Origin of the sequence: Novosphingobium sp. SL115, assembly GCF_026672515.1 — a bacterium.
Lineage (GTDB): Bacteria > Pseudomonadota > Alphaproteobacteria > Sphingomonadales > Sphingomonadaceae > Novosphingobium.
In genome coordinates this window covers 1530320-1542061 of record NZ_JAPPRG010000002.1, presented here as the reverse complement: position 1 = coordinate 1542061, position 11742 = coordinate 1530320, and the positions used below count along the sequence as shown (strand labels likewise).

Annotated in this window: 11 protein-coding genes; 5 read left to right on the top strand and 6 right to left on the bottom strand. The window is 62.3% G+C overall.

The window, feature by feature from the left end; genetic code table 11:
* The first annotated feature begins 24 nt into the window (after positions 1–24).
* From OVA07_RS08985 to OVA07_RS08975, 3 genes are all read left to right on the top strand, one after another.
* Positions 25–789 (top strand): 16S rRNA (uracil(1498)-N(3))-methyltransferase, encoded by a 765-nt coding sequence (locus OVA07_RS08985; RefSeq protein ID WP_268171101.1) that lies wholly within the window; start codon positions 25–27, stop codon positions 787–789.
* 79 nt (positions 790–868) lie between these two features.
* A complete protein-coding gene (locus OVA07_RS08980; RefSeq protein ID WP_268171100.1) occupies positions 869–2242 on the top strand; it encodes a glutamate--cysteine ligase in 1374 nt (457 codons plus the stop codon).
* A gap of 94 nt (positions 2243–2336) precedes the next feature.
* Positions 2337–2636, top strand: a complete 300-nt coding sequence (locus tag OVA07_RS08975) for a putative quinol monooxygenase (protein WP_268171099.1) — start codon at positions 2337–2339, stop codon at positions 2634–2636.
* Positions 2637–2639: 3 nt separating this feature from the next.
* Here OVA07_RS08975 and OVA07_RS08970 read toward each other — a convergent pair whose 3' ends face one another.
* The 5 genes from OVA07_RS08970 to OVA07_RS08950 all read right to left on the bottom strand — a co-directional run bounded on the left by OVA07_RS08970 (position 2640) and on the right by OVA07_RS08950 (position 8362).
* Positions 2640–4001: a methyltransferase family protein gene (locus OVA07_RS08970; RefSeq protein ID WP_268171098.1), complete on the bottom strand. Its 1362-nt coding sequence runs from the start codon at positions 3999–4001 to the stop codon at positions 2640–2642.
* Between the two features lie 42 nt (positions 4002–4043).
* The gene (locus tag OVA07_RS08965; RefSeq protein WP_268171097.1) at positions 4044–5390 is read right to left on the bottom strand and encodes a PQQ-like beta-propeller repeat protein; all 1347 of its coding nucleotides are present in this window, start codon (positions 5388–5390) and stop codon (positions 4044–4046) included.
* 29 nt (positions 5391–5419) lie between these two features.
* A complete protein-coding gene (locus tag OVA07_RS08960; protein ID WP_268172661.1) occupies positions 5420–6091 on the bottom strand; it encodes a tetratricopeptide repeat protein in 672 nt (223 codons plus the stop codon).
* Positions 6092–6339: 248 nt separating this feature from the next.
* Positions 6340–7494, bottom strand: coding sequence for a glycosyltransferase family 4 protein (locus OVA07_RS08955; protein WP_268171096.1), 1155 nt, complete (start codon positions 7492–7494; stop codon positions 6340–6342).
* Positions 7495–7504: 10 nt separating this feature from the next.
* On the bottom strand, positions 7505–8362 hold the full coding sequence (locus OVA07_RS08950; protein WP_268171095.1) for an alpha/beta fold hydrolase: 858 nt from the start codon (positions 8360–8362) through the stop codon (positions 7505–7507).
* Between the two features lie 83 nt (positions 8363–8445).
* Between OVA07_RS08950 and OVA07_RS08945 the strand changes: the two genes are divergently transcribed.
* On the top strand, positions 8446–9855 hold the full coding sequence (locus OVA07_RS08945; RefSeq protein ID WP_268172660.1) for a protein adenylyltransferase SelO family protein: 1410 nt from the start codon (positions 8446–8448) through the stop codon (positions 9853–9855).
* Between the two features lie 132 nt (positions 9856–9987).
* The gene (gene astD, locus OVA07_RS08940; RefSeq protein ID WP_268171094.1) at positions 9988–11403 is read left to right on the top strand and encodes a succinylglutamate-semialdehyde dehydrogenase; all 1416 of its coding nucleotides are present in this window, start codon (positions 9988–9990) and stop codon (positions 11401–11403) included.
* Here astD and OVA07_RS08935 read toward each other — a convergent pair whose 3' ends face one another.
* Positions 11404–11655 carry a hypothetical protein gene (locus OVA07_RS08935; protein WP_268171093.1) on the bottom strand — a complete coding sequence of 84 codons (252 nt, stop codon included), beginning with the start codon at positions 11653–11655 and terminating at the stop codon, positions 11404–11406.
* Positions 11656–11742: the final 87 nt, after the last annotated feature.

Sequence of the window (11742 nt, the reverse complement as noted above, 5' to 3'; positions counted from 1 at the left end):
TGCGAAATCCGCTAGGGCCAATTAATGTCCGCACCACCTCGCCCAGCAACTCCGGCATGGCCGCCCAAGAGCGCCCCCCGCCTGTTTGTCGAAACCCCGCTGGCCGAAGGATTGCGCCTGTCCATCGATGGCCCGCAGGCGCATTATCTGGGCAAAGTGATGCGCGTGGGGCCGGGCGACGCGGTGATGCTGTGTGACAATGTGACCGGCGAATGGCTTGCCCGCGTGGCCGAAGCGGGCAAGCGCGAGGTCGTTCTGGAAATGGAGCGGCTGACCCGCCCGCGCGAGGATGTACCCGATTTCTGGCTGTGCCCCGCGCTGTTAAAAAAGCCAAACTTCGATCTGGTGCTGGAAAAGGCCACGGAACTGGGCGTGGCGCGCGTTGCTCCGGTTGTGACCCGGCGCTGTGTAGCCGACAAGCTGAACACGGAACGCGCCCGCACGATCATGGTGGAGGCAGCCGAACAATGCGCCCGCACCGCCCTGCCCGCGCTGTCTGACCCGGCAAAGCTGGACCATCTGCTGCGCGACTGGCCAGCGACCCGCGCGCTGTTCTTTGCTGACGAGAACGGTGGCGAACCGGTAGCCGCAGCCTTTGCCGCTCGGCCCGGCCCCGCGGCGCTACTGGTGGGACCGGAGGGCGGGTTTGACGATACCGAGCGTGCCGCGATCCGCGCCCACCCGGCAGCAGTGGCGATCGCGCTGGGGCCGCGCATCCTGCGGGGCGAAACCGCATCGATTGCCGGGATGGCCCTGTGGATGGGTATGTGCGGCGATTGGCAGGGCTGAGAATTGCCATCCCTGCTGCAACAAAGGTTCTCACGAATTGCACTAGTATAAAGCTGTCTGGCACATTAACTGGGCGCGCATGAGCACGCGGCAAGTTTCAGATCGCAACGATCCCATCATCGAAAGCCGCGACATGCTTGTCGCGCCCATGCAGAAGGGCGAAAAACCGCCCGAACGCTGGCGCATCGGCACCGAGCACGAGAAGTTCGTCTATCGCACGGATGACCGGCGCGCGCCGTCCTATGCCGAAACCGGCGGGATTCGCGATCTGCTGATGGCGCTGACCGACTATGGCTGGACCCCGATCATGGAAGGCGACAACGTGATCGCCATGGCGGGGCCTGACGGCACGGTCAGCCTTGAACCGGCGGGACAGCTTGAACTTTCAGGCGCGCCGCTGGAAAACCTGCACCAGACCTGCGCCGAAACCGGACGCCATCTGGCGCAAGTAAAGACCATTGGTGACAAGCTGGGTCTTGGTTACCTCGGCCTTGGCCTGTGGGCCGACAAGACCCGCGAAGAACTTCCGATCATGCCCAAGGGCCGGTATGATATCATGCTGCGGCACATGCCGCGCGTGGGGTCGATGGGGCTAGACATGATGCTGCGCACCTGCACCATCCAGACCAACCTCGATTATTCGAGCGAGACGGACATGGTGAAGAAGTTCCGCGTTTCGCTGGCCCTGCAACCGCTGGCCACCGCGCTGTTCGCCAATTCGCCGTTTCTGGAAGGTAAGCCCAACGGCTTCCTGTCCTATCGCAGCCACATCTGGACCGATACCGATCCGGCGCGCACCGGAATGTTGTCGTTCGTGTTCGAACAAGGGTTCGGCTATGAACGCTATGTCGACTACATGCTTGATGTGCCAATGTATTTCGTGTTCCGCGATGGGAAATACATTGATGCGTCGGGCCAGTCGTTCCGCGATTTCCTGAAGGGTGAGCTGCCCGCGCTGCCCGGCGAAAAGCCGCGCGAATCCGATTGGGTAGACCATCTTTCCACCGCCTTCCCCGAAGTGCGGCTGAAATCGTTCCTGGAAATGCGCGGTGCCGATGGCGGGCCATGGAGCCGGATTTGCGCTCTGCCCGCACTTTGGGTCGGCCTGCTGTACGATCAGGGCGCGCTGGATGCGGCGTGGGATCTGGTGAAGGGTTGGGACATGGACGGGCGCGAACGGTTGCGCGCGCAAGTGCCCAAGCTGGGGCTGGATGCGCCGCTGCCGGGCGGCGGCAAGCTGCGCGATATTGCAGCGCAAGTGCTCGACATTGCGCGTGGTGGCCTTTCGGCCCGCGCGCGGCTGAACGAAGCGGGCGACAACGAAACCGGTTATCTCCAGCCGCTGGATGAAATCGTTGCGACCGGAAAGACCCCGGCAGAGCGTCTCCTGTCGCTGTATCATGGCGAATGGGCTGGCGATCTTTCGCGCATTTACGGCGAAAAAAGCTTCTGATCCTGCGGCACGGGATCGCTGGATTTCGCGCTTTGGATTTGTGCCGCTTCTCGCCGAATGCGATGACCGGTCAAAGCTTTGGAGAACGACGGCCATGATTATCGTGATGGGCAGTTTCCGCCTGCCGGTGGGAAACTATGACGCAGCGCTGCCGATGATGGAAAAGGTCATCACCGCAACCCGCGCTGAAGACGGCTGCCTGCTGTATGCCTATTCGCGCGATGTGGCCGATGCCGGATTGATCCGCGTGAGCGAAAAGTGGCGTGACCGGGCCGCGCTGGACGCGCATTTCCAGACCGAACACATGAAAGTGTGGGCAACGGAACGGGCCGACTTGGGCCTGAGCGAACGCGATATCCGCGTGTTTGAAAGCGACGAAGGCGTCGCCGTCTGAACGCTATTCCGCTGGTTGAACGACGGGGGGTTGAACCATCGGCGGTTTCGGCGTGATCGCGCGGGTCAGCTTGCGCAGAACCCGCGTGATCGGGCCATATTCGGCCATCCACGCATGATATTCCCGATATTTCGCGTCTTCGGCCAGAAGGTGCTTCTCTTCGGTCCGGGCGCGCCAGTAATAAACCGCACTGACGAGGCCAAGGATCACGGTGTTACGCACCGCATCGACGGCGGAACCGCTGGCGGCAAGGAACGGCAGCGACGCCAGCCACCAATAGGTGTTCTTTGACAAGTAAGCCGGGTGCCGGGTGAAGGCATACGGTCCGTTGGTCAGCACACCGCGATAGGTAAGGTTGGAAAAGCGCAGGCCGAAGGCAAACGTGGCCCATGCGTAAACCGCGGTCAGGAAGACCAGCGCGACTGCCCATATCCACAGCAGCACGTCATGGCCTTGCAGCCAGAACGCCCATTCCGCGCCGCCCTGCCGGTAGTCCAGCACATCGCCATCACCCATAAGGATGAAGGGTGGATAGCACATCAGCGCCGCGACCCATGCCGAAAGATGCGGGTTGGCGGTGCGGATCTGCGCATCCAGAGGCTTCATGGTGACAAGATAGCCGACCATGGCGATCTGTACGTCGACCATGAACATGGTTTCGATCAGCAGCGTGGCAAGCGTGACCGGATCATGCACGACCGCGCCCCAGTCTGACCGCACGATGGCACCAAAGCCGCCGGGAACGATGGAGATCATGAAGGCGCAGAAGAAACCCTTCACCGCCCAGGCCAGCCAGTGCTTGCGCACTTCGTCCGCGTCCCACGCCTCGCGCCCGATCAGCATCGCGCCGAAATGCCATGCCCCGTCACGCGGGTTTACCAGCACGCGGTCGAGCCAAAGGACATAGGGCACTGCACCAAGAAACAGCAGCGGGGCGGCGGTTTCCAGCGTTTCCATGGCGAAGACATACTGCCCGCGCCAGTACCAGCGCGCCACGCAATAGGCGAAGCCGATAATCGCCCATGTGGCCCACAGCCCGGCGATCTTGGTCATGGAAATGTCGATCACTTCGCGCAAAGGGCGCTTTATCGACCAGTCGATGCCGGTCGAGGGGCGGCGATGCACCTTGTCGACCAGCAGCGACCAGCCGACCATGCCTGTGCCAGAAAAGACGAGCGCCATCATCGCGGCGCCGGGGCCGTCCATCACTTCATGCGGGGCGGAAAGGCCGAAAGTGTCGACGATCTGCGGCCAGAAACGGCAGACCAATACCCAGAAGGCAAGCCCCGCCAAGCCGGCAAGGCCGACGCCTGCGGAAACATCAGATTGCGGCAACGCAGGAACGTGGGAGGGACGCTGGCTCATCACCCACGTCCCTACGCCACAAGCGTTAGCAATCCGTTGTTATCAACGAAACGCGGTGATCTTTCCGCCGTCGTCAAGGATATAGAGCGTCTGGTTGGCCACGATGGGGGCCTGGCTGACGCCCGAACCCAACTTGGCAAATTCGCTGACCACGCCATCGGTCACCGATGCCTGCATCACTTCACCGCGCGAATTGGCCATCCACAGGCGGTTGCCGGCCAGAACCGGGCCGGTCCACAGGATCTGACCCTTCTTCTTCTTCTCGCTCTTGAAGCGCGGAAGCTGCGTCATCCAGCGGACCTTGCCAGTGGTCTTGGCAATGCACAGCAGCTTTGCTTCATCCGTCAGCGTGAAAATCCAGTCGCCCGCGATGGCAGGAGTGGAAATGCCCGCAAGGTTCAGTTCCCACACGCGCTGGCCGGTCAGCAGTTCATAAGCGGCCATGCGCCCGCCCTGCCCCAGAGCATAAACCCGTCCGCGTTCAATGATGGGATCGGCGTCGATGTCGGTCAGCGTCGAAACGCTGGTGGCGATGCTGGTGCGCGCCAGAGCATCCGCCCAGAGCTGGCGACCGTTTTCATAGCGATAGGCCACCAGTTCGCCCGACGAATAGCCTGCGACGATCGTGCCCTGCCCTGCGGCGGGCGATGCCACGCCGAACACATTGGTCTGACCGACCGAGGCATTTTCGTTCCACAGCGTTGCGCCATCAGAAGCGTTGAGCGCGAGGATCTGGTTGTCCTGCGTCATCACCATGACCTGCCCGAAAGCGATCGTAGGCGACCCGCGCAGCGGCCCAGCGGGCTTTACCCGCCACTTGATCGCGCCGTTGGCAGCGTCGAGCGCGGCCACTTCGCCGACGCCATTGGTGACGTAAAGTACGCCATCATCAAAGCTGGCGCCACCGCCAAAGGTGGAATTCGCGTTCTGCTTGTCCGCCTTGACCGCCGTTTCCCACACCCGCGCGCCGGAATTGGCGTCAAAAGCGTGGACCGTGCCATCGGTGTCCATGGCATACAGCCTGCCCCCGCCAATCACCGGCGAAGCGGCAAGGCGCTGCTTGGCCGAAGACCCGGCAATGCTGACAGTGAAGGCCTTGCCCGGCGTTGCGCCCAGTGCAAGGTGGCCGTAGGACTTATTGGCCGTGCCGCCGCCCTGTGCGAAATCGGCGTTCGCTTCGGGCGCAGGCAGGACAACTGTGGTCAGGCTGATCGAATCGTCAACCTTGGTGCCTGCTTCGATCTTGGACAGGATCGGCGTGCGCTGGCCCACGGTGGGCGTGGTCTTGGCCTTGTCCTTGCCGCCGATGATACCGCAGCCGCCCAGCGCAAGCGCAAGGACCAGCACGCTGGCAAGCGATGCGCGACGAAGGTTGGAGTTGGGCGTCATATGCATCCTCAAGGATTTCTGGCTCAAGATTATTCGGCAGCCGCGCGGATCACGGCCTTGTCAGGATCTTCGACCGCATCGACACCCAGCGCCCCAGCCATCTGGCGGGCGCGGCGGGACAGCGAATCCGGCACGTCCTTGTTCTTGGCAATTTCGGCAAACAGGGCGCCAGCCAGATCGTTCTTGCCCTGTTTGAGATAAGCGATACCGACCAGTTCGCCCGCGCTGCCGAACCACGGATTGCCCGGCACGGCCAGCGGCTTCAACCGTTCGATCACCTTGTCAGGCCCGATCTTGTCGAAATTGAGCGCGACTTCACGGATGCTGGCCAAGTCGCGATAGGCCTGCGGCGCATCAGCATCGGCGGCAATCGCGGCAAAGCCCTTGATGGCTTCGTCCACCTTGCCTTCTTCGGCCTTTACACCCGCTTCCAGCAGCATGGCCGTAGCGCGGTATCCGGCATTACCATCCTTTTGCAGCGGCGCGATTTCGTCCTGCGCGGCTTTCAGGTTCCGCGCTTCCAAGTGGTCAATCGCCTTGGTTAGCAGTTCGCCCTGTTCGCCCGAAACGGTGGCGGTATGGTTCTGATACCACAGCCATCCGGCAAGACCGACCAGCCCGGCAACAATCGCTGCGCCCACCGGCTTGCCATATTTGCTGAACGCGCTGAACACCTGATCTTCGCGCAGCGCATCATCCACTTCGCGCAAGAAAGCATCGCCTTGCGGCGCGGCGCGCTCTGCAAGTTGGTCGGAACGGGATTGCGGGCGATCAGGACGGAGAGCCAAGGCAGCGCTTTCGGGATTTGGTTGACGGTTTGCTAGCGTGTGTCTGGCGCGGTGTTTAGCGGATGGGACCGCCTTTTCAACGGAATTGATTCTCTACCGGCCCTGCGTGAACGTTGGCTGAAGCTGTAAAGGGGCTGAAGCTGTTGAGGGGCTGGAGCCGTTCAGGGAAAGGACGGCCGCCCCATCGCCGCCGCATAGACCTTGGCATAACGCGCTGCCATTCCGGCTTCATCGAAATCCGCCTTTGCGCGCAAGCGGTTGGCCTCGCCAATCCGACGGCGCAAAGTCTCATCGCTGGCAAGTTGCGCCATGGCACCGGCAAATGCGGCCTCATCGCCTTCGGGCGTGATGAACGGACGGTTCGCCTCGCTCACCATGGCGGCCACATCGCCCACCGCAGGACTGACCACGGCCAGCCCGCTGGCCATGGCTTCGATGACCGAAAGCGGGGCCTGTTCGCTGTCTGACGATAGGGCAAAAAGATCGAACAGACCGATGGCGGCAGACGGATCAGTCACATGGCCCGGCAAGTGGACGCGGTGGCCCACGTTCAGCCGCATGGCTTCGGCCACAATCGCTTCGCGCTCAGGCCCTTCGCCAGCAATCACCAGATGCCATTGATCGGGGAGGTCTTTCATCGCGCGCACCATGCGCGGCAGATTCTTGACCGCACGCAGACCCGCCAGCGTTCCCAGCCACTTTTCACCAGGCCGTTTGACCACACGGGGCAGCACGTCGGCCTTGGTCTTTCGCGCATAGGCAGCGGTATCGATACCGTTGGCGATGCGATGCACGCGCCCGCGCGGCTGACGCCACACGGTAAGCGCAATCTGTTCCAGCCGCTGCGAAGGGACCATCACCGCGCTGGCCCGCCACAGGGCAATGACGCGATACCAGTTGCGGCCTCGTTTCAGTCCGGCTGCTTCGTCAGCGTTGAAACCGTCTTCGTGATGGACCAGCGGCGGGAGGCCCATCGAAGGGGCAAACACCGCATGGGCCATGGCAGCATCCATTGCCCCCCAGTTATAGGTCAGCACAAGATCGAAGCCCTGCATCGCGCGGGCAAGCTGTTGCAGGCGGGCAATCCGCAGCTTTCCGGCAAGCGGCGGAAAACCGAACGGGAAGAACGCCGACACACGCTTGTCGATCAGCCCTTTTGCCCCCATCGCCGTGGGCTGGGCAGACACGATATGATGCTCCACCCCTTTCCAGAAGCGGTTCATCAACGCCACGGCGCGGCGTTCCTTTCCGCCTGCATCGAACGTGGAATGCAGATGGAGAACCCTGAGCGGCGCTTCTTTAACCGACGTTTTCATGCGGCTGCTGTTATTCAACGCGCGCCAGCAGGCGTTCGATAGCCGCCACGCTTTCATCTTCATCCAGTGTCGGCGCGTGACCGATTCGCGGCAGGGTGACAAGTTCGACACCGGGCCGCGAAGCCATCTTTGCCGCCGTATCGGGGGCGAGGATATCCGACGTTTGCCCGCGCAGCACCAGCAGTGGCCGCGTCGCCAGCGCATCGAACATCGGCCACATGTCCACTTGTGGCGTGGCACCGGCAGGCGCTTCGAACGGCTCTGCGATCTTCATGTCATAGTCAAAGGCAATGCGGCCGCCGCTGCCCAGCACCATGATGCGCTTGGCATAACGCAGCCAGTCCGCGATTTCCCAATCGGGATAGACATCGCCGCTGCTTTCCTGAAGCGCGCGGGCGGCGTGCATCCACGTTTCGAAATTGCGCCCCTGCCCGACATAGCCACGAATGCGCTCAAGCCCTTCGGGCGAAACTTCGGGGCCAACATCGTTCAACACCGCACCTGCGATGCACACCGGGTTGCTCACGGCCAGCAGCATGGTCAGCAACCCGCCCAGCGACGTGCCGATGGAAACGAAGCGGTCGATCCCTTCCTGCGCCAGCAAGGCCTCCATGTCCTGAAGGTATTGCAGAGGCTGATAGGTCATCGCGTCTTTGGCATAATCGCTATCGCCGCGACCACGCATTTCGGGGCACAGCACGCGCCATTTGCCCGCAAGCCGTGCGGCCAGATCTTCAAAATCGCGGGCATTGCGGGTCAACCCCGGCAAGCAGATGATCGGCGGTCGGCTGCTATCACCATCGAAATAGCGAAAATGCAGGCGCAAGGCGTCGCTGCTGGTCCAGTAGCGATCTTCGTATTCGGCCATGATTGTTTGCAAAACCGCCTTTGTCTGCCTGCGCGCCCGAACGCCCGCTTGCAGGCGAGCCATCCGGTCCCCACTATTGCCGGATGCTGCCGCTCCCGCAAGACGCGATCTATCGCCCCTCGCCCCGCATCATGGCTTTGGCCGACTGGATCGGTGATCCGGTAGAAGCGGCGAACTTCCCGGAAACGCGGTTGCGCTGGCGCAATGACCGGGCTGCCGCCGAAGTTGGCCTTGCCGCGCTGTCCGACGAAGAGTGGCTGCGCCATTTCGGACGTTTCGCACCTTTGCCCGATAATATGCCGGGGCCGCTGGCGCTGCGCTATCACGGGCACCAGTTCCGCGTTTACAATCCCGATCTGGGCGACGGGCGCGGATTTACCTTCGCGCAGATGCTGGACGGCCATGACCGGCTGATGGACCTTGGCACCAAAGGGTCCGGCCAAACGCCATGGAGCCGCGCGGGCGACGGGCGGCTGACGCTGAAAGGCGCAGTGCGCGAAATTCTCGCCACCGAAATGCTCGGTGCGCTGGGCGTAAACACCAGCCGCACGTTCTCGGTCATCGAAACCGGCGAATCGCTGTTTCGGGGGGATGAACCTTCACCCACACGGTCTGCCGTGATGGTGCGCCTGTCGCACAGCCATGTCCGCATCGGCACGTTTCAACGGCTGGGCCTGCTCGACCAGGCCGACGAAATGGGGCAACTGGTCGCCTATTGTCTGGCCAATTTCCCCGGCGGGCTTTTCCCCGATGCGCCCCATCCTGCCGTGCGGTTCTTCAATCAGGTGATTGAACGCATGGCTGACATGGCCGCCAGCTATATGGTGGCGGGCTTTGTCCATGGCGTGCTCAACACCGACAACATGAACATCACCGGCGAAAGTTTCGATTACGGCCCGTGGCGCTGGCTGCCCAAATGGGACGCGGGCTTTACCGCCGCCTATTTCGATCATGCCGGGCTTTATGCCTTTGGCCGTCAGCCAGAAGCGATCCACTGGAACTGCGGCCAACTGGCCGTGGCATTGCGCAGTCTGGTTGATGCCGCCCCGCTGATCGAGGCGCTGAACCGCTTCCCGGACCTGTATCAGCAAGCCATGGCGCGGCGCTGGTGCTGGCGGCTGGGCGTGCAACAGCGCGGGCTGGATGAAGACACCGCGCTTATCGGTGCATGCGAAAAGGTGATGGTCGCGCAAGGGGAGGGACCGGATGCGTTCTTCTTTGCCCACCGCGCAGGGCGTGGCGGAAGGGGATATACTGCCGCAGAGGCTGCACTGGTCGAAGCGCTCAATCCCTATAGCGCGACCGACCGGGATCATCCCTACTGGTCTGACGACACGCCGCAATCCATGCTGATCGACGAAGTAGAAGCGATATGGCAGCACATTGCCGACCGTGATGACTGGTCGGCGCTCAATGCCAAAGTTGCAGCGATCCGACGGATGGGCGATGCGCACGGGGAACCGCCGGAACCTCTCGGCCATTCTCCGGTGTGAACCCACTAACGCGATTGCAGGGGGTGGCGTCAGGGGTAATATTGTTTAATCGGTAACCATTGGCGCCCTAGGGACATATCCGGGGGCCCGGGAACCACCGTTCGCAAGAACCAACAAAAGCAGGCAAGTTCAGTGGCATTGGCCGAAATCGTCTCCCACGAACCCGCAACCGGCGCTGAAATCTGGCGCAGCCCCGTCGGCGATGTCGACGATGTGGTCGCACGCGCGCGACGCGCATGGCCGGCATGGGCAGCACAGCCCCTGGCAAACCGGATCGAACTGATGCGCCGCTTCGCGAACGAAGTGCGCAAGGATGCCGAAGCGCTGGCAACGATGATTGCGCGCGAAACGGGCAAGCCGCTGTGGGAAGCGCGGACCGAAGTGGAAAGCGTTATTGGCAAGGTCGAAATCTCGATCCGCGCCTATGCCGAACGCACCGCCCAGCGAAAGCTCGATTCGGCGCTGCAAGGCACTGCGGCACTGCGGCACAAACCGCACGGTGTCATGGCCGTGCTTGGCCCCTATAACTTCCCGGCGCACCTGCCCAACGGCCATATCGTGCCCGCCCTGATCGCCGGCAACGCGGTGGTGTTCAAACCTTCTGAAAAAACGCCTGCGACTGGCGAAATGCTGGTTCGCTGCTTCCACCGCGCAGGCATTTCGGCTGCCGTAGTTCAACTACTGATCGGCGGGCCGGAACAAGGGCAGGCGCTGGTCGCTCACGAAGGCGTGGACGGCGTGCTGTTCACAGGCTCCGCCCATGTCGGCATTGCCATCAACCGCCGCGTGGCATCCAACCCCGGAAAGATCGTGGCGCTGGAAATGGGCGGCAACAACCCCATCGTCATGTGGGACACGCCCAAGATTCAGGATGCGGCCACGCTGATCGTGCAATCGGCTTTTACCAGCGCAGGGCAACGGTGCAGCGCGGCGCGGCGGCTGATCATTCGCGATTCGCTATTCGATCAGGTGATGGACGAAGTGAAGCGTCTGGCCGACCGGATTATTGTTGGCGCTCCGTTTGATGACCCTGCACCGTTCATGGGACCAGTGATCGATAACCGCACTGCCGATGGCCTCACTGAAAGTTTCGTGTTCCTGTTGTCATCGGGCGGGCGCCCGATCAAGCACATGGTCCGGCTGGAACAGAATCTGCCCTTCCTTTCGCCCTCGATCATCGATGTGACCGATGTGGCAGACCGGCCCGATGTCGAACTGTTCGGCCCGCTGTTGCAGGTCATCCGGGTCAAGGAATTCGATGAAGCGATTGCCGAGGCGAACAATACCCGTTTTGGCCTGTCCGCATCGCTGATTGGCGGCACCCCGCAGGATTACAACCGCTTCTGGGCCAATATCCGCGCAGGCGTGGTCAACTGGAACCGCCCCACCAACGGCGCGTCATCTGCGGCCCCGTTTGGCGGCATCGGCCTTTCCGGCAACCACCGGCCCAGCGCGTTCTATGCAGCGGATTACTGCGCCTATCCGGTGGCATCGGCAGAAATGGAACAACCGCGCGCCAGCGTGGGCGTAGGCTTCAGGAACGAATAGTCATTCGCTGACGGTGGCGGCGCTGACCGTTTCAGCATCGGGCAAAGGTAGAGCTGGATCCACCGGGCCGCCCGGCAGAATCGCCAGATTGCGCATGTTCTGCTGGCTGAGGTCGGGATCGACCATCAATTGCCCCTCCAGCGCCTCAGCCATCACCGGGTCCAGCGGTTCGCCATCCTGCTGCAAAGGCGTCGGCCCGCAACCGGCAAGGTACAGGCACAAGGCCGAAAGAACGATGCGCCGCGCAAGCATGATGCGGTCATATATCCGATAGGGTTAATAAACAGAAAGGGAGCGCTCCACCAAGATGAAGCGCTCCCCAGCCGACCTTTCAGCGCG

What these genes read in the sequence shown, in the direction of transcription:
- OVA07_RS08950 (WP_268171095.1), bottom strand. Translation starts at nt 8,362, where the DNA reads ATGGCCGAATACGAAGATCGCTACTGGACCAGCAGCGACGCCTTGCGC.
- OVA07_RS08985 (WP_268171101.1), top strand. Translation starts at nt 25, where the DNA reads ATGTCCGCACCACCTCGCCCAGCAACTCCGGCATGGCCGCCCAAGAGC.
- OVA07_RS08955 (WP_268171096.1), bottom strand. Translation starts at nt 7,494, where the DNA reads ATGAAAACGTCGGTTAAAGAAGCGCCGCTCAGGGTTCTCCATCTGCAT.
- OVA07_RS08935 (WP_268171093.1), bottom strand. Translation starts at nt 11,655, where the DNA reads ATGCTTGCGCGGCGCATCGTTCTTTCGGCCTTGTGCCTGTACCTTGCC.
- OVA07_RS08945 (WP_268172660.1), top strand. Translation starts at nt 8,446, where the DNA reads ATGCTGCCGCTCCCGCAAGACGCGATCTATCGCCCCTCGCCCCGCATC.
- OVA07_RS08970 (WP_268171098.1), bottom strand. Translation starts at nt 4,001, where the DNA reads ATGAGCCAGCGTCCCTCCCACGTTCCTGCGTTGCCGCAATCTGATGTT.
- OVA07_RS08980 (WP_268171100.1), top strand. Translation starts at nt 869, where the DNA reads ATGAGCACGCGGCAAGTTTCAGATCGCAACGATCCCATCATCGAAAGC.
- OVA07_RS08965 (WP_268171097.1), bottom strand. Translation starts at nt 5,390, where the DNA reads ATGACGCCCAACTCCAACCTTCGTCGCGCATCGCTTGCCAGCGTGCTG.
- OVA07_RS08975 (WP_268171099.1), top strand. Translation starts at nt 2,337, where the DNA reads ATGATTATCGTGATGGGCAGTTTCCGCCTGCCGGTGGGAAACTATGAC.